Below are 17,639 nucleotides of genomic sequence, written 5' to 3'. Positions count from 1 at the left end.
CGCCGCGTCAGACCTCGGGCGCGGGCCACTCCCACGTCTGCAGGCGCCCGCACATGCCGAAGCGGCGAGGCTCCTCGTGCGGCGCAGCGGACGTCACCCTCGCGTCGGCCATGAGCCCCGGCATCCCGCCGGCAAGGCGCGCGAGCTGGTCGCGCGTGCGCGCCGTCTCGGCCTCGACCGTCGCCGACCACAGGCGCTGCCATCGCGCGACGCGGGGCTGCACCAGTCGGGCGGCGCGCGCATGCAGCTCGGTGAGGGCGATCGGGCCTCGTGCTTCCAGGTCGTCGAGCAGCTCGCGGTAACCGCGCAGCGCGAGGTCGCGGCGCGCCCGTGCGGCGGCGCCTCGTTCGTCCTCTAAGCCCTCGGAGGGGAGGGATGCCGCCGACGCGTACGCCTGCGGATCGTCGAGGACGTCCGCGGGGAACGTGAGCACCGCGTCGCCCGCCTCGGGCAGACCGGTGTTCTGCATCACGACCAGGATCTCGAGGTCCCCCTCGTTGACCAGCCGATGCACCGTGCCCGGCGAGAACCAGACCACCGCACCGGGTTGGAGCCGGTGCACCTCGCGGCCGGCGGCCGAGACCGTGTGCACCTCGCCGGATCCGGCCGTCACGACGTAGCCCTCGCTCGACGCCGTGTGCAGGTGCGGCGAGCCGCCGCGGTGGGCGTCGTCGCCCTCCCAGTCGTACACGCGCAGGCCGCTCACGGCGACCCCGCCCGGGAAGAGGGGAGTCATGGCGCAAGCTCCTCGGCGAGGGCGCGGGTCTCCTCCGGCGTCCAGATCCGATCGCCGAAGACATGCCGGTGCGCGAGCGAGACCTCCCCGCCCGGCGCGAGGTCGATCGCCTCGTCGAACGAGGGAGAGGGACTGAGCACCGGGAACGGCTCGCTGCGCACGAACCATCTGATCTTCGGGGAAGCACTGGACGTCCCGGCGAAGGCGAGCACCGTGCCGCCGCCGTCGACCTCGTCGTGCTCGCCCGACACCGCGACCCACGAAGCCTCCGCCCCCATGAGGGCATCGGCGCCCTCGCGATCGGCCGACAGCACGCGGCCGCCGGTCCAGGCGCGAGGCATCCGGATGACGAACCCGGTGTAGCCGGCCGCGGGACGCCCCTGCGTCGTCGGGCTGCCGAGCTCGAGCGGCCTTCCGGAGACGTTGCGCAGGTTGGTGGCGAAGTCGAGCATCCAGAGTCCGCGGCTGGTGTCGACGCCGTGGAACCGGTGCGTGCGCGTCTCTGCGAGCCAGGTCTCGCCCGCCTGCGTGATCCAGGTGAGCTCCTCGGTGAAGGAGACCTCGGTGCCGGCATCCGTCGTCGCGGCGAAGCGCTCATGGCGGATGCTGCCCACGTTGTCGAGCTGCGTGTACCCGGTGTCGCGCTGAAAGGTCGGCCCGCCCCAGAAGTTCTGCCCCGACACGTGGGTCCACGTCATCTGCAGCCCCTTGTGCCACCGGTGATCCCACGGGCGGAAGGCCGTCAGCGGTGCTCCGTCGAGGGCGCGGAGCGGGTGGAGGAAGGGCTTGGGGCCCTCGGATGCCGCACCGCCCGGGTCGAAGGCGTAGCGGGCGACGTCGACGCCCTCGGTGGTGACGACGGCGTCGATGTCTCGGATGCGCAGCGTGAGGTCCGCCATGACCTCATTCTGACGCACGCGGCCGGAAAACGCTTCCCCTCGCTGCGGTCCGCATCCCCCGCGCGTCATGGACGCCCCGGACCGGCCGGGAAGCGGCTCAGGCGCCGCTGAGCGCCGCCGACACGACCTCGCGGGCCTCGGCCTGCACTTGGCGGAGGTGCTCCTCGCCGCGCAGCGACTCGGCGTACAGCTTGTAGACGTCCTCGGTGCCCGAGGGACGTGCGGCGAACCACGCGTGCTCCGTCTGCACCTTCACCCCGCCGATCGCCGCGCCGTTGCCCGGGGCGTGCGACAGCTTCGCCGTGATCGGCTCGCCGGCGAGCTCCGTGGCCGTGACCGCGTCGGGCGAGAGCCTGCCGAGTGCTGCTTTCTGCGCCGGGGTCGCGGGCGCGTCCACGCGCTGGTAGGCCGAGGCGCCGAACTCGGCCTCGAGCTCGGCGTAGCGCTGCGAGGGCGTCTTGCCGGTCACCGCGAGGATCTCCGATGCGAGGAGGCACAGCAGGATGCCGTCCTTGTCCGTCGTCCACACCGAGCCGTCCTTGCGCAGGAAGGACGCGCCGGCCGACTCCTCGCCGCCGAACGCGACGGAGCCGTCCAGCAGCCCCGGCACGAACCACTTGAATCCGACGGGCACCTCCAGCAGCGGCCGCCCGAGCGACTGCGCGACCCGGTCGATGATCATGGAGGAGACGAGCGTCTTGCCGATCGCGGCATCCGTCGGCCATCCCTCGCGGTGCGAGAAGAGGTAGTCGATCGCGACCGCGAGGTAGTGGTTCGGGTTCATCAGGCCCGCGTCGGGGGTGACGATGCCGTGGCGGTCGGCGTCGGCATCGTTGCCGGTGAGGATGTCGTACTCCTCGCGCCGGCCGACGAGGGCCGCCATCGCCGACGGCGAGGACGGGTCCATGCGGATCTTCTCGTCCCAGTCCAGCGTCATGAACCTCCACGTCGGGTCGACGTCAGGGTTCACGACGGTGAGATCCAGGCCGTACACCTCGGCGATGAGCGCCCAGTACTCCACCGACGCCCCGCCCAGCGGGTCGGCCCCGATGCGCACGCCCGCCGCGCGGATGGCGTCCACGTCGATGATGGTCCCGAGGTCGCGCACATACGCGTCGCGGAAGTCGTAGGTGCCCAGCTGTTCGCCGTCGATGTCGCGGAACGCGGTGCGGTTCACCCCTTCCAGTCCCGCCACGATGAGCTCGTTGGCGCGGTTCGCGATCCAGCCGGTCGCGTCGGTGTCGGCGGGGCCGCCGTTCGGCGGGTTGTACTTGAAGCCGCCGTCGCGCGGCGGGTTGTGGCTGGGCGTCACGACGATGCCGTCCGCACGGCCGGGGTCGGCGGCATCCCGCCCGCGGTTGTACGTGAGGATCGCGTGGCTGAGCGCCGGCGTCGGCACCCACGAGTCGCGGGAGTCGACCCGCACGTCGATGCCGTTCGCAACCAGCACCTCGATGGCGCTGCGCTCGGCCGGAAGCGACAGGCCGTGCGTGTCGCGCCCGAGGAACAGCGGGCCCTCGATGCCCTGCGAGCGGCGGTAGTCGACGATCGCCTGGGTCGTGGCGAGGATGTGCACCTCGTTGAAGCTGCCTGACAGCGACGATCCGCGGTGGCCACTCGTGCCGAACACGACGCGCTGCTCGGCGACGGCGGGGTCGGGCTTGATGTCGTAATAGGCGGCGATCACCTCGTCGATGTCCACCAGATCGGATGCTTCGGCGGGCTGTCCTGCGCGACTCATGCGTCTAAGTCTGCCCGGTGCCGTCGAAATCCGTGCCGCCACTTGACAGCCGTGGCGCCGACCCTGACTGCGGGAGCTGCCGCGCGCGGCGGCACCCGCGTGGTTCCGGAACTTTGTCGCCCGGGCGTCAATGGCCGGCTGAGCGGTGCCAGTGCGCATGACTCAGGCAGATTCGCCGATCGGGCGCCGATCAGGCCGGTCACCGCCCGTTCTGCCTGAGTTGTGCGCACCGGGCGCCGTGCAGCGGCCGGACTAGGCTGGCACGCGTGACTTCCGAGGCCGCCGCACAGGCTCCCGCCCCCACCCGCCGGACGTACAGCTACCTGGGGCCGGCCGGAACCTTCACGGAGGCGGCGCTCGCGCAGGTGCCGGAGGCGCGGGGGCAGGAGTGGCGGCCGGTGCGCAACGTCGGCGAAGCGCTCGCCGATGTGGTCGAGGGGCGCTCGGGCGCCGCGATGATCGCGATCGAGAACTCCGTCGACGGCGGCGTCTCCACCGCGCAGGATGCCTTGGCCACCGTCCCCGGGCTCCGGATCGTCGGCGAATACCTGGTCCCGGTCGAGTTCGTCCTCGTCGGCCGGCCCGGCGCCAGGCTCCAGGACGTCTCCTTGGTCGCCGCCCACCCGGTCGCCTACGCACAGTGCCTGCAATGGCTCACCGCCACGCTCCCGGCGCACGCCCACATCCCGGCGGCGAGCAACGTCGCGAGCGCGATGAGCCTCATCGACGGATCGAGCGATGCGGATGCCGCGATCGCGCCGCCCGGAATCCTCGAGCATCACGAGCTCGAGCTGCTCGCCTCGAACATCGGAGACAACCCCAACGCCGTCACGCGCTTCGTGCTCGTGAGCCGCACCGTCGCGCCGCCGCCGCCCACCGGCGCCGACAAGACCTCGCTGATCGTGGAGCTGCCCGACGACCACCCCGGGGCGCTGCTGGAGATGCTCGAGCAGTTCGCGACCCGCGGCATCAACCTGTCGCTGCTGGCCTCCCGGCCCATCGGCGACGAGCTGGGCCGCTACCGGTTCGTGATCGACGCGGACGGGCACATCCAGGACGAGCGCATGGCCGACGCGCTGCTGGGCCTTCGGCGTTTCAGCCCCAAGGTGATCTTCCTGGGCTCGTATCCGCGCGCCGACCGGGCCGTGGTGCGCTACCCCGAGCGCTACTCCGACGACGTCTTCGTCGAGGCGCGCGACTGGCTGCGCGGCCTCATCTCCGGGGAGCCCGACCTGCAGGAGTAGTGCGGCTCACCCCGTGGTGCGCTCGGCCGGCGGGCGCTACCCTGAGCGGCATCGGGGGATGAACGGAGTGGTTCATGTCCAACGCGCGCGTCGACGGCGCCTCCGGCGCTGAGAACCGGTCCGCCGACGAGTTCGCCGAGCACGTCCTCAGAGCCGCGCTCGGCTGGGTGGACACGATGGCGATCTATCTCGGCGATCGGCTCGGCTGGTACCGCGATCTCTCGGCCTACGGGCCTTCCACCGCCGACGAGCTCGCGCAGCGCACCGGCACCGCCCCCCGCTACGCGCGCGAGTGGCTCGAGCAGCAGGCCGTGAGCGGCATCCTCGTCCTCGAGGAGGGAGCCGACCGGATGCCGGCATCCCGTCGCTACGGGCTTCCTCCGGCCGCCGCCGAGGTGCTCACCGACGAGCGGAGCCTTGCCTACCTCGGGCCGATGCCACGGCTCTTCGCCGCCTCGGGGCGGCAGATGGCGCGCCTCGTCCAGGCGTATCGGGACGGCGGCGGCGTCAGCTGGGACGAGCTCGGCACCGACGCGCGCGAGGCGCAGGCCGACCTGAACCGGCCGTGGTTCGACGAGCTTCCCGGGGCGTTCGTCGGGATCGCGGAGCTGCAGTCCGTGCTGACGCGCCCCGGCGCCCGCGTCGCCGACGTCGGAATGGGAGCCGGCTGGTCGTCCATCGCGCTCGCGAAGGCGTATCCCGACCTGAGCGTGGACGGCTTCGACGTGGACGAGCCGTCGATCGCGCTGGCTCGTGTGAACGCCGATGCCGAAGGCGTCGCCGATCGCGTGCGGTTCCACAATGCCGATGGTGACGGCCTCGCGAACGAGGGGCCGTTCGATGCCGCCTTCGCTTTCGAGTGCATCCACGACATGCCGCGACCCGTCGACGTCCTCGCCGCCATGCGGGAGGCGGTCCGCGCGGACGGACCGGTCGTGATCATGGACGAGGCCGTCGCCGAGCAGCTCACCGCGCCCGGCGACGACCTGGAGCGCCTGATGTACGGCTACAGCCTCTTCTGCTGCCTGCCCGACGGCCTCTCGCACCGGCCGAGCGCCGCCACCGGCACCGTCATGCGACCCGGCACGTTGCGAGGCTACGCGCGCGAGGCCGGCTTCGCCGATGCCGAGATCCTGCCGATCGAGGACTTCGGCTTCTTCCGCTTCTACGCCCTCCGCCGCTGACACGCGAGACCGTGCGCGGACCCGGTTCGTGCGCGGCGTCAGAGGCGACTCGTCGAGATGAAAGGTCGTCGAGATGTCCAACGAAAGCCCCCTGAGCTTCGGCGAGCAGCTGGAGATGCCGGTGCGGTACCCGGAGCCGCAGTGGTGGGACCGCGCCCGGGAACGCAGCCCGTTGCGCGAGCCGGTGCGCGCTGCCGGCTCGATCGGCCTCGACCATCGAGTGCTGGAAGAGACCGCCAGAGACGCGGTCTTCGAGGAGCACGACGTCGAAGGCGGCGGAGACACCGGGGCCACACCGCGTCCCCTCGTCCTTCCGCATCCCAAGCCGCTGCGCCGGTGGGACGGCCGGAAGGTCATCCCGTTCCAGTTCACGCAGATCTGGCAGTCCGAGAGCCGGCAGCTCTTCTTCGACACGAGTGCGCCCTGGGTGCGTATCGGGCGCATCGCCGGCGCGGACGGCGGCTGGGGGAGCGCCGCACTGATCGGACGGTCCTCGGTCGTCACGGCCGCGCACGTCGTCCGCGCGTACTGGTCACCCGACGGGCCGGTCGCGAACGGGGTCACCTTCACGCCCGCGCTCAACGGCACCGGCTCCGCCCTGGGATCGGGGTGGGTGGCAGGCGTCGTCGGCATCGCCGCGTGGGCGCACTACGGGGGCGTCGAGGAGGCGGAGGGCTACGACATGGCGGTGTGCCAGCTGGACCAGCCGTTCGGGGAATGGCTCGGCTTCTTCGGCGCCCGGTCGTACGACGACGACTGGGAGGACGAGCACCACTGGACGCACGTCGGCTATCCCTGGGACATGAGCCCCGCCGGGGTGCGACCGTGCTGGGAAGCGGGCATCGCCGTCCACGACGATGACGGCGACGACTTCGACACCCTCGAGCTGGAGACCGAGGCGGATGCGGCGTCGGGCCAGTCCGGAGGGCCGCTGTGGGGACGTTGGTCCAACGGCGGCCGCCAGATCATCGGCGTCATGAGCGGCGTGGAGGACAACACCGCTGAGCGGAAGAACACCCTCTTCGCCGGTGGGCGCGGCCTGGTCTCGCTCGTCAGCTGGGCCCGGGCGAATTGGGGATGACCTCGGCGGCGAGCAGCTCGAGGGTCTGAAGCCGGCCGGCCGCGGCATCCAGCGGTTCGTCCTCGTAGGCGCCCGCGATCGGCGAGATCATCACCTCGTCGACATCGTGACGCGCGGCGAACACGCGCAGCTCGGATGCCACGTCTCCCGGCGTGCCCACGAACCACGTCGCCCGCGCCGAGGCCATGAAGGTGTCGCCGAGCCCGGCGAAATCGGCGGCGCCCGCGACGGACTGCTCGACGGTCTCCAGCGGCACCAGCGGGCGGTTGGTCCGCAGGCGCGCGGTCATCCGCAGATTGGGCAGCGCACGGGCCTCAGCCTCCTCGGTCGTCGGCGCGGCGATCACGTTCGCGGTGAGGAAGGTGCGGGGCCGGGGCTGCGCTTCGGTCGGCTGGAACTGCGTGCGGTACAGCTCGAGCGCGCGCTCGAGGCCCGATCCCGAGAAGTGGTTCGCGAACACGTACGGCAGCCCCAGGGATGCCGCCAGCTGAGCCGAGTAGTCGCTCGAGCCGAGCAGCCACACCTCCGGAGCGCTCGTCGCCGCCGGCGTGGCATGGACGTCGTACGTGCTGCCTGAGGTGAACCGCAGGGCGGCGCCGTCGGGTGAGAGGAGCGCGGCGATGTCGCGCACGTGCTCAGGGAAGCGCTCGACGTCGCTCGTCGTTCCGCTCTGTCGCAGCAGCTGCGTGATCACCGGGTCGGAGCCGGGCGCGCGTCCCAGGCCGAGGTCGATGCGCCCGGGCGCGATGGCCTCGAGCGCCGCGAACTGCTCGGCGACGACGAGCGGCGAGTGGTTGGGCAGCATGACGCCGCCCGAGCCGAGTCGGATGCGAGCCGTCCGGGCCGCCGCGGCCGCCGCGAGGACCGGCGGCGTCGTGGACGCCACCGCCGGCATGTTGTGGTGCTCGGCGAACCAGTAGCGCCGGTATCCGAGCCGGTCCGCCGCCGCCACGAGAGCCAGGGACGCCGTCACCGCCTGTGCGCTCGTCTGTCCGGTGCGGACGGGCACGAGGTCGAGAACGGACAGGGCGAGCGGGGAGGGTGCGGAGGCTGCGTTACTCATCGGAAGATGCAACCACCCGCCCCATCGTTCGCATTCCGGATGCCACCGTCCCGCAGCCGAGGAAACGCTTCCCCGCAGCTCGCGGGGTGTGTGACGATGGCGGGCATGGACTACACCTTCCTCGGCCGGACCGGCACCTCCGTCTCGCGCATCGTGCTGGGCACCATGAACTTCGGTGATCGCACTCCCGAGGAGGACGCGTTCGCGATCATGGACCGCGCGCTCGAGCTCGGCATCAACTTCTTCGACACCGCGAACGGCTATGGCGGCGCGGGCGGCCGGGGCCGGACGGAGGAGATCATCGGCCGCTGGATGAAGGCGCGGCCCGGCGTGCGCGACGATCTGGTGCTCGCCACGAAGGTGCACTCGCCGATGGTGGACCCGACGCCGGAGGGCGACGTGGTCAACGCCCGCGGCGCATCCGCGTGGCAGGTGCGCCGCGAGGCGGTCGGATCCCTCCGGCGTCTGCAGACCGATCGGATCGACCTGTACCAGTTCCACCACATCGACCGGCACATCTCCTGGCCCGAGCTGTGGCAGTCGATGGAGGTGCTGGTGGCGCAGGGCAAGGTCGTCTACACCGGCAGCTCGAACTTCGCGGCGTGGAACATCGCGCAGGCCAACGAGATCGCTCAGCAGCGGCACTTCCTCGGACTGGTCAGCGAGCAGTCGCTGTACAACCTCGTGCAGCGCTCGATCGAGCTCGAGGTGATTCCGGCCGCGCAGAACTACGGTCTGGGCATCCTGCCCTGGTCGCCGCTCGCGGGCGGCCTGCTCAGCGGCGGCGCCGCGAAGGAGGGGCGCTCGAGCTCCGAGCGGATCGCGAAGCAGCGCGCGGAGCGACGCGACCAGCTCGCGGCGTACGAGGAGTTCGCACGCGAACGCGGGTGGACGCCGTCGGCCCTGGGGCTCGCGTGGCTGCTGCACCAGCCGGGCGTCACCGGACCGATCATCGGCCCGCGCACCGTCGAGCAGCTCGAGTCGGCGGTGTCGGCCCTCGACATCCGGCTGGGCGAGGAGGACCTGCGAGCCCTCGACGAGCTCTTCCCCGGTCCGGGCGGCCAGGCGCCCGAGGCGTACGCCTGGTAGCCGGCGTCAGCTCCCGCCGGCACCGCCCGCACCGGCGTCCGCGGCGTCGGCGGCTCGTTTGACCGCTTCGTAGGCGGCGAGGGCCGCCTTGCGAGACCGGCCGAGGTCGACGATCGGTGCGGGCGGGTCGCCGGCGAGATGCTCCGGCGCCCACTGGCGCACATACCGGCCGTCCGGGTCGAACTTCTCGGCCTGCAGCTGCGGGTTGAAGATGCGGAAGTACGGGACGGCGTCTGCGCCCGACCCTGCGACCCACTGCCAGTTGAACGCGTTGTTCGCGCCGTCGGCATCCACCAGGGTGTCCCAGAACCACTGCTCGCCGTGCCGCCAGTCGATGAGCAGGTTCTTCACGAGGAAGGATGCCGTCACCAGGCGCACCCGGTTGTGCATGTACCCGGTGTGCCACAGCTGCCTCATCCCGGCGTCGACGAGGGCCACGCCCGTGCGTCCTCGCTGCCAGGCCTTCAGCATCTCGGGTCGCAGCGGGGGCCACGGGAACGCGTCGAACTCGGGTCGCAGATTCCTCGTGGCGAGATCGGGGAAGTGGAACAGCGTGTGCCACGCGAACTCGCGCCACCCGAGCTCCGAGAGGAACCTGCCGCCGCCGTCGGCGGTGACGGCCGCCTGCCACACGGTGTGGGGGCTCAGCTCCCCCCACCGCAGGCGCGGCGACAGCAGGGAGGTGGCGCCGCCGGCGGGCTCGTCGCGCGCGGATCCGTACGCCGCGATGTCGTGCTCGACGAAGTCGCGCAGGCGTCGCGTGGCCGCCGGCTCGCCGGGCTCCCACGTGTCGCGCAGCCCACCGGCCCAGTCCGGATGCCGGGGCAGCAGCCCCCAGTCCTCGAGCGCATCGGATGCCGGAGCGCGGTGCGGCCCCGGCAGCTCCGGCGGCTCCGGCAGCGGTGCCCGGGGCGGCGGTCCGGCCAGGCACGCGCGCCAGAACGGTGTGAACACCGAGAAGTGGGTGCCCTCGGCTGTCGTCACGGTCCAGGGCTCGAACAGGACAGATGCCGCGAACGAGGCGACCTCGACGCCCTCGGCCCGCAGCGCCGTCTTGATGCGCGTGTCGAGTCCGCGTTCGGCGGCGCCGTACCGCCGGTTCCAGTACACCGCGCCCGCGCCCGAATCCATGACCGTCTCGCGCAGGGCGCGGTCGGACCGCCCGCGCCGCAGCACCAGGGTCGAGCCGCGCTCGGCCAGTCGTTCAGCGAGGGAGGCGAGCGAATGATGCAGCCACCACCGGGCGGCGCCGCCGAGGGGGCGGATGCCGGGAGTGACGTCGTCGAGGATGTGCAGCCCGATGATCGGCTCTCCGCGCTCGAGTGCTGCGCGCAGCGCCGGGTTGTCGGCGAGGCGCAGGTCGTCTCGGAACCACACGATCGACGGGCCCGGCATGCGTCCATCCTGACCGCCGCCGCACGACCGGCATCGGTCTTGACATCAGCGCGGAAGACCGCGCGCCACGCCAGTCAGGAGCTGACGGGTGCCGCGACGCCCTTTCTGCGCTTGGCGCCGCCGTTCCCCTTGCGCTTGGCGCTGCCGTTGGCGCTGCGCTTGGCGGTGCCGTTCGTCGACTCGATCACGTGCCCCGGCGGAACGGCGATGCGCAGGCCGCCGGCCTGGACGCGCACCGCCACGTGGACGGCCTCGCCGAACTCGTCGCCGTCCAGCTGCACCGGCGTCGGTGCGCTCGTGCCGATCTCGATGGCCGGTCCACGGGCGTAGCGGACGGCACTGTCGCGCGTGCGGAGCGCCAGGATGCGGCGCCCGGCACGGAACCGCCGCAGCACGCTGTTGTCCCAGGCGACGCGCCGCCAGACCAGGAGCCACCCGAGCGGCCCCTTCGGCTGCACGATCACCACGTCGATCTGACCGTCCGACACCGATGCCTCGGGAATGAGCTCGAGCCCGGCCGGCAGCGACCCGCAGTTGGCGAACAGCACGCTCTGGACCCGCGTCGAGTGCAGTCGATGCCCGGGCATCTCGTACATGATGCGGAACGGCTTCGCGCTGACCAGCGACCGGGCTGCACCGTCGACGTAGGCCACCCAACCCACCGACTTCTTCAGCTGCGGGTTGGTGTTGGCGATCATCGCGGCGTCCAGCCCCATGCCGCCCATGACGACGAAGGCGTGCTCGTGGACCTTGCCGTCGGGCCGGCGCAGCCGCGCGAAGCCGACGTCGATGTCCTCGCGGTCACCGTCGAAGGTGGCGCGGATCATGTCCTCCGGGCCGTCCAGCGGCAGCAGGAGGTTCCGCGCCAGCAGGTTCCCGGTACCGCTCGGGACGATCGTCAGCGGCACGCCGCTGCCGACCATCGCCTCCGACACCGCCCGCACCGTCCCGTCGCCACCCGCGACGAGCACGGCCGTGACACCTTCGGCGAGCGCCTGCCTGGTGACGTCGTCGCCGAGGTCATCGACGGTCGTCTCGTAGAACAGCGGCTCGGACCATCCGGCCTCATCGGACAGCCGCGTCACCATGTCTCGCAGGCTGTCGGCGTCGACCTTGATGGGGTTGTAGACCAGGGCCGCCTTCGGGCTGGGCCGGTGCTCCTCGTCGGCGAGCGGCTCGGTGCGGCCCTCGGCGTCCACGCGCCGCGCCTCGCCGGTCTCGTCATCGGCGGTGTCGGGTTCGACGTCCTCGGGCTCGCGGATGACCTCATCCGGGGCGGCGGCCTGGACCGGATCGGGGGCGTTCTCCGATCCGGCCGCGCCGTCGGGGCCGTTCTCCGCGATCGGCCGGTCGGCGGCATCCGGGTCACCCGTCTCGGCAGCGGCGCGGATCACGTCCTCCGCGGACGGTTCCGCAGCGTCCGCGACGACCTCGAGCTCCTCGGTGCCCGGCCCGTCGGCGTAGATCGCGTCGGCCGGGTGCGGCGGGTCCTCGGCGGGCGCCGCCGTCTCGCCGTCGGCCGCGTCGGGTGCCGGCCCGAAGCCGTCCTCGCCCGCAGCGGTCTCGGGCTCGTCGCCCGCCGGTGCGGTCTCGTCGTTCGGACCCGATGCCGCTGCCATGGCTCATACTCTAGGACTCGTTCGCCCCGTCGCGGGGGGCTTGACGCCCTGATTCGCGCACCGTGCCTGCCGAGTGGACGACGTCGCACCAGGGGACGGCAGCGGCCCGGCACGCCGACCCCTCGCCGCGTACGCGCACCCGGGAGGCGCAGGCCGCGTCCGGAGCCGCCGCATCCTGCCTGACTAGACTTGCAGGGTGATCGATCCGGTGCTGCTTCGCGACAATCCCGAGCTTGTCAAGCGGTCGCAGGAGGCGCGCGGAGAGTCGCCCGAGACCGTGGACGCTGCGCTCGAGGCGGATCGCGCGCGTCGTGCGGCGATCACGACGTTCGAGGAGCTGCGCGCCGCCCAGAACGCGCACGGCAAGAAGGTGGCGCAGGCTCCGAAGGAGGAGAAGGCGGCGCTCGTCGCCGAGGCGAAGGAGCTCAGCGAGCGCGTCAAGCAGGCGCAGCAGGCGGTGACGGTCGCGGAGGAGGCCGCGCAGGCCGCGTTCGCCCGCATCGAGAACATCGTGCTCGACGGCGTGCCGGCCGGCGGCGAGGACGACTTCATCACGCTGCGCACCCATGGCGAGAAGCCGGCGTTCTCGTTCGAGCCGCGCGACCACCTCGAGCTGGGCGAGCTCCTCGGGGCGCTCGACATGGAGCGCGGCACGAAGGTCTCCGGCAGCCGCTTCTACTTCCTCACCGGCATCGGCGCGCGACTCGAGATCGCCCTGATGAACCTCGCGCTCGACCGCGCCCTCGAGGCGGGCTTCACACCGCTCATTCCGCCGACGCTCGTGCGGCCCGAGGTCATGCGGGGCACCGGCTTCCTCGGTCAGCACGCCGACGAGGTGTACCACCTCGACGACGACGACCTGTATCTGGTCGGCACGAGCGAGGTGCCGCTGGCCGGCTACCACATGGACGAGATCATCGATCTGTCGCGCGGCGCCAAGCGCTATGCCGGCTGGTCGACGTGCTACCGGCGTGAGGCCGGCTCGTACGGCAAGGACACCCGCGGCATCATCCGCGTGCACCAGTTCAACAAGCTCGAGATGTTCGTGTACACCACCCCGGAGGATGCCGAGGCCGAGCACCTGCGGCTGGTCGGCATGCAGGAGCGGATGCTGCAGGACCTGGGGCTGTCGTACCGGGTGATCGACGTCGCGGCCGGCGACCTGGGTTCGAGCGCCGCCCGCAAGTACGACGTGGAGGCGTGGGTCCCCACGCAGAACGCCTACCGCGAGCTCACCTCGACGTCCAACTGCACGACGTTCCAGGCCCGGCGCCTCGACATCCGCTACCGTCCCGACGGCGGCAGGACCCAGCACGTCGCGACCCTCAACGGCACGCTCGCCACCACCCGGTGGATCGTGGCGATGCTGGAGACCCATCAGCGCGAGGACGGATCGGTCGTCGTGCCCGAAGTGCTGCGTCCGTTCCTCGGCGGCCTGGAGATCATGGAGCCCATCGCATGAGTGCCGCCCCCGACGACGCAGGACTCGGCGAAGCCGTCGAGGACGCCACCACCGACGACGCGGTCAAGGAGCAGCTGCCCGACACCGGCGACATCGACCTCGCCGGCGAGGCCGGCGCGGCCGAGATGGTCGATGAGCTGGCCCGGGAGACCGAGACCCCCGGGGTCACCGTCGCCCGCATGCTCATCGTCCTCGACATCGACGGCACCGTCGTGCTCGAAGACGAGTCCCTGAGCCCCGGCGTCGTGGACGCTGTCAGGCACGCCGGCGACACCGGGCACGAGGTGATGATCGCCACCGGCCGCGCCTGGGAGAGCACGCGAGGCATCCTGCAGGCGCTGGGCATCGCGCCGGAGTTCGTCGTGTGCTCCAACGGCGCGGTGGTGCTCAAGCGCCTCGATGCCGATGACCTCCGCTACGAGCGCTGGCACGTCGAGACCTTCGACGCGTCGGAGGTGCTCGCCATGCTCCGCGAGCACATCCCCGACGCCCGGTACCTCGTGGAGCTCCCCGACGGCAGCCGTCTGTACACCGAGTATCTCGAGGACTGGAATCTCGCATCGGCCACGCGCGTCACGTTCGAGCAGCTGGCCGAGCAGCCGGTGTGCCGTGTCGTCGTCGTCTCTCCCGAGCAGGGCGAAGGCGACTTCCTCGAGCTCGTCGAGCGGATCGGCCTGCACCAGGTGTCGTACGCGGTGGGGTGGACCGCGTGGCTGGACATCGCGCCCAAGGGCGTCGACAAGAGCACCGGCCTCGAGCGGGTGCGTCTCGAGCTCGGCATCGAGCCGGAGAACGTCCTGGTCATCGGCGATGGCCGCAACGACGTCGGCATGTTCGAGTGGGCGCTCGAGAACGGCGGCCGCGCCGTCGCGATGAAGCAGGGCCCGCAGGAGGTCCTGGATGCCGCCGGCGAGGTGACCACGTCGGTCGAGGAGGGCGGCGTGGCGGCGATCCTCCACCAGCTGTAGCGCCACGCCGCCTCGGTCCATCACCACCGACCCCTCCCTCGGTGCCGTCGTCGAACCCTCGCGTCCTCGCTGCGCCGTCGAGACCGTGCGGTCTCGTCGAAACCGCACATCGACGGCGTTGGAGACATGCGTTCTCGGCCAGACCGTACGGTTTCGACAGGGGACGGGAGTCGAAACGCGCAGCGCGCCTTTCAGAGCATCCACAGCCGTCGTTGGAAGAATGAGCCGACAGTGCCGTCGGCTAGACTCGACGCCTGTTCGACGGATGCCTTCGATCAAGGGGCGTCGGTCGGGAGGGTTGTCCGAGCGGCCGATGGAGCTGGTCTTGAAAACCAGTGGGCAGCGATGTCCCGTGGGTTCGAATCCCACACCCTCCGCGACAAGGTGCGATGGGGGAGGACCGCAGGACGAATCCCCGAGAGGAACCGAGTGAGCGAGACGAGCAGGACCGCCCGTCGCGGCCGTCGCACGGTCGCGCGGCACGGTGAGCTGTCGTCTCCGCACCCTCTCGCGTTCCTCTTCAAGATCGTGGGGATCGCCGTCGCGGTGGTGCTCGTGTCAGGACTCGGCGTCGCCGCCTACGCGCTGACGGATCTCACATCAAGCTTCTCCGACGACGCCGTCGCGCTGGAGGGCCAGGGGGCTGTGCCGCCCGACATCGGGGCGATCGAAGGTGGTGTCGACCTGCTGCTGGTCGGCACCGACGAGTGCGAAGAGGAGTACGCGTACCTCTTCGGCGATCGCTGCACCGGGGCGGATGCCGCCGGTCAGCTCAACGACGTCAACATGCTCGTGCATATCTCGAGCGACCCCCGGCGGGTCACCGTCGTCTCGTTCCCTCGCGACCTCATGATCCCGATCCCGGAGTGCACGCGCGAGGACGGCTCGACGTCCTCGGAGACGTACAAGTCGCAGATCAACGAGGCCTGGGGTCGCGGCGGGCTGTCGTGCGTCGCGAAGACCATCAAGGAGCTCAGCGGCCAGAACATCCCGTTCGCCGCGAAGGTCAGCTTCGGCAACGTCATCAACATCACGGATGCCATCGGCGGTGTCGAGGTCTGCATCGGCAACGGCGGCATCCGGGACCGCTACACCGGCATCGACTGGCCCGCCGGTCCCCGCACCATCCAGGGTGTGGAGGCGCTGCAATTCCTGCGCACCCGTCACGGCCTCGAGAACGGCAGCGACCTCGCGCGCATCAGCAACCAGCAGCAGTACATGTCGAGCCTGGCTCGCAAGCTCGTGAGCGACGAGGTGCTCTCCGACCCGGCCACGCTGTACCGGCTCGCGACCACCGCCGTGGACAACATCACCCCGAGCCAGAGCCTGGCGAACCCGACCACGCTGGTGCAGATCGCGCTCGCCGTGAAGAACGTGCCCTTCGAGGACATCAACTTCGTGCAGTACCCCGTGGTCGCCGATCCCTCCGACCCGAACCGCGTCGTGCCCAACGAGGACGCCGCCGAACAGCTGTGGGCGGCGCTCGCCGCGAACGAGCCGATCCAGGTCACCGCCGACCAGAACCGCACCGGCGGCGTCATCACGGTCGACCCCGAACCGTCCGAGTCGCCTGCGCCGGAGCAGCCGGCCGAACCCCAGCCGGGCGCCACCGAGACGCCGGCCCCGACGCAGACGGCCGTGCCGCTCCCCGACTCCATCCCCGGCCAGTCCGCCGCGCAGCAGACCTGCTCCGCCGGCAACCTCAGGGCGAACGGCTGATGGCGCGGCAGCCGCGGCCCTCGACCGGGGGCCGGACGCCTCTCGCGCGCCACGGCGTGCTGCGGACGAGGCATCCGCTCGTCACGATGCTGTCGATGCTCGCCGTCGTGCTGGGCGTCGTGGGTCTGAGCGCGACGGGCATCGCCGCGTACAGCGTGTGGGATGCCGCGGAGGCGATGGGCGCGAACGCCGTCGTGCTGGACGAGGACAAGCCGCTGCCGCCGTCGCTCGGCGCGATCGAGGGCGGCGTCAATCTGCTCCTCGTGGGCTCGGACTCCTGCGAAGGTCAGGACGTCGCGCTGTTCCCGCGCTGCGCCGACGACGACTCGCCGGGCGAGCGCAACGACGTCACCATGCTCGTGCACATCTCTGATGAGCCGCGACGCGTGACCGTCGTGTCGTTTCCCCGCGACATGCTGGTGCCGATCCCGGCCTGCGAGAAGGAGGACGGCAGCGGGACCCACTCGGCGATGTCGTCGCAGATGATCAATGCGTCGTACATGTACGGCGGGCTCGCGTGCACCGTCCGCACCGTCGAGGAGCTGACCGGCGAGCAGATCCACTTCGCGGGCGCCATCCGGTGGACCGGCGTCATCAACATGTCGGATGCCATCGGCGGTGTGGACGTGTGCGTCGCGGGCGACATCAGCGACCGGCACACCGGGCTGAACCTCACCGCCGGTCACCACACGCTCGTGGGTGTCGAGGCCCTGCAGTTCCTGCGCATCCGTCACGGCATCGGGGACGGCTCCGACCTCGGTCGCATCTCGAATCAGCAGCAGTTCATGTCGTCGATGGTGCGCAAGCTCCAGTCGGAGTCGGTGCTGGCCAACCCCGCGACGCTCTTGAACCTCGCCACGACCGCCATCAACCAGGTGCAGCAGGGGCAGCTCGTGCTGAGCTCCGGGCTGACGAACCCGACGCTGATGGTGCAGATCGCCATGGCGGTCAAGGATGTGCCGTACGAGGACATCGTGTTCGTGCAGTATCCGACGAGATACGCCGGCGGGAGCGGTGCGAGCCGGGTGATGCCGGTGAAGGATGCCGCGGACGCCCTGTTCGCGGCGCTCCGCGAGAACCGGCCGCTGACGCTGACCGGTGAGGCCAGCCAGGGGTTCGGCGTCGAAGTGACCGGCGAGGCGGCGCAGCCGCCGGTGACCCCGTCGGCCACACCGGTTCCGGCCGAGCCGGTGGACGCGACGGCCGGTCAGACGCCTGCGGCGGAGGCCCCGGAGACGGAGCAGCCGGCCGCGGATGAGAGAGTGGAGTTGCCGTCGCAGATCGCAGGCCAGACCGCGGCCCAGACCACCTGCACCCTGCCGGAGAACTGAGCTCCTTCCGTCTCACGGAGACCGCGGATCGATCCGGTCATCGTGCGACATCCCACACGCATGTCGCCGAGATGCGGCGCCATTCCACGATATAAATTGACCACGCAG

General features: G+C 71.2%; 14 protein-coding genes and 1 tRNA gene. 9 read left to right on the top strand and 6 right to left on the bottom strand.

The window, feature by feature from the left end; genetic code table 11:
• Positions 1-7 precede the first annotated feature (7 nt).
• The 3 genes from AC5RVZ_RS10680 to pgm form a co-directional block, all read right to left on the bottom strand.
• Positions 8-736 (bottom strand): cupin domain-containing protein, encoded by a 729-nt coding sequence (locus tag AC5RVZ_RS10680; RefSeq protein ID WP_494065731.1) that lies wholly within the window; start codon positions 734-736, stop codon positions 8-10.
• On the bottom strand, positions 733-1,635 hold the full coding sequence (locus AC5RVZ_RS10675; RefSeq protein WP_494065730.1) for a DUF6807 domain-containing protein: 903 nt from the start codon (positions 1,633-1,635) through the stop codon (positions 733-735). The genes AC5RVZ_RS10680 and AC5RVZ_RS10675 overlap by 4 nt, the downstream gene beginning before the upstream one ends.
• A 97-nt stretch (positions 1,636-1,732) precedes the next feature.
• Positions 1,733-3,376 (bottom strand): phosphoglucomutase (alpha-D-glucose-1,6-bisphosphate-dependent), encoded by a 1,644-nt coding sequence (gene pgm / locus AC5RVZ_RS10670; RefSeq protein WP_494065729.1) that lies wholly within the window; start codon positions 3,374-3,376, stop codon positions 1,733-1,735.
• A gap of 266 nt (positions 3,377-3,642) precedes the next feature.
• Here pgm and pheA point away from each other — a divergent pair, with 266 nt between their 5' ends.
• The 3 genes from pheA (at position 3,643) to AC5RVZ_RS10655 (ending at position 6,885) form a co-directional block, all read left to right on the top strand.
• The gene (gene pheA, locus AC5RVZ_RS10665; RefSeq protein WP_494065728.1) at positions 3,643-4,620 is read left to right on the top strand and encodes a prephenate dehydratase; all 978 of its coding nucleotides are present in this window, start codon (positions 3,643-3,645) and stop codon (positions 4,618-4,620) included.
• A gap of 74 nt (positions 4,621-4,694) precedes the next feature.
• Positions 4,695-5,804, top strand: coding sequence for a class I SAM-dependent methyltransferase (locus AC5RVZ_RS10660; RefSeq protein WP_494065727.1), 1,110 nt, complete (start codon positions 4,695-4,697; stop codon positions 5,802-5,804).
• A 73-nt stretch (positions 5,805-5,877) separates the two neighbouring features.
• A complete protein-coding gene (locus AC5RVZ_RS10655) occupies positions 5,878-6,885 on the top strand; it encodes a trypsin-like serine peptidase (protein ID WP_494065726.1) in 1,008 nt (335 codons plus the stop codon).
• On the opposite strand, the gene AC5RVZ_RS10650 is transcribed toward AC5RVZ_RS10655, so the two are convergent.
• A complete protein-coding gene (locus AC5RVZ_RS10650; protein ID WP_494065725.1) occupies positions 6,857-7,948 on the bottom strand; it encodes an LLM class flavin-dependent oxidoreductase in 1,092 nt (363 codons plus the stop codon). The genes AC5RVZ_RS10655 and AC5RVZ_RS10650 overlap by 29 nt on opposite strands.
• Before the next feature lie 105 nt (positions 7,949-8,053).
• On the opposite strand from AC5RVZ_RS10650, the gene AC5RVZ_RS10645 reads away from it, so the two are divergent.
• A complete protein-coding gene (locus AC5RVZ_RS10645) occupies positions 8,054-9,037 on the top strand; it encodes an aldo/keto reductase (protein ID WP_494065724.1) in 984 nt (327 codons plus the stop codon).
• A gap of 6 nt (positions 9,038-9,043) precedes the next feature.
• Here AC5RVZ_RS10645 and AC5RVZ_RS10640 read toward each other — a convergent pair whose 3' ends face one another.
• Positions 9,044-10,432: a cryptochrome/photolyase family protein gene (locus tag AC5RVZ_RS10640; RefSeq protein ID WP_494065723.1), complete on the bottom strand. Its 1,389-nt coding sequence runs from the start codon at positions 10,430-10,432 to the stop codon at positions 9,044-9,046.
• A 74-nt stretch (positions 10,433-10,506) separates the two neighbouring features.
• A complete protein-coding gene (locus tag AC5RVZ_RS10635; RefSeq protein WP_494065722.1) occupies positions 10,507-12,051 on the bottom strand; it encodes a diacylglycerol/lipid kinase family protein in 1,545 nt (514 codons plus the stop codon).
• Between the two features lie 196 nt (positions 12,052-12,247).
• Between AC5RVZ_RS10635 and serS the strand changes: the two genes are divergently transcribed.
• The 5 genes from serS to AC5RVZ_RS10610 all read left to right on the top strand — a co-directional run bounded on the left by serS (position 12,248) and on the right by AC5RVZ_RS10610 (position 17,531).
• Positions 12,248-13,513, top strand: coding sequence for a serine--tRNA ligase (serS, locus tag AC5RVZ_RS10630; RefSeq protein ID WP_494065721.1), 1,266 nt, complete (start codon positions 12,248-12,250; stop codon positions 13,511-13,513).
• Positions 13,510-14,481 carry an HAD hydrolase family protein gene (locus tag AC5RVZ_RS10625; protein ID WP_494065720.1) on the top strand — a complete coding sequence of 324 codons (972 nt, stop codon included), beginning with the start codon at positions 13,510-13,512 and terminating at the stop codon, positions 14,479-14,481. Before serS ends, AC5RVZ_RS10625 begins: the two co-directional genes overlap by 4 nt.
• A gap of 292 nt (positions 14,482-14,773) precedes the next feature.
• A tRNA-Ser gene (locus AC5RVZ_RS10620) sits at positions 14,774-14,858 on the top strand.
• Between the two features lie 52 nt (positions 14,859-14,910).
• Positions 14,911-16,200, top strand: coding sequence for an LCP family protein (locus tag AC5RVZ_RS10615; RefSeq protein WP_494065719.1), 1,290 nt, complete (start codon positions 14,911-14,913; stop codon positions 16,198-16,200).
• Positions 16,200-17,531, top strand: a complete 1,332-nt coding sequence (locus tag AC5RVZ_RS10610) for an LCP family protein (RefSeq protein ID WP_494065718.1) — start codon at positions 16,200-16,202, stop codon at positions 17,529-17,531. The genes AC5RVZ_RS10615 and AC5RVZ_RS10610 overlap by 1 nt, the downstream gene beginning before the upstream one ends.
• The last annotated feature ends 108 nt before the right edge of the window (positions 17,532-17,639 follow it).

It is taken from the genome of Arthrobacter sp. Cza30, assembly GCF_059090765.1.
Note: the sequence above shows the minus strand (reverse complement) of the source record. Positions and strands in the feature narration are given on the sequence as shown.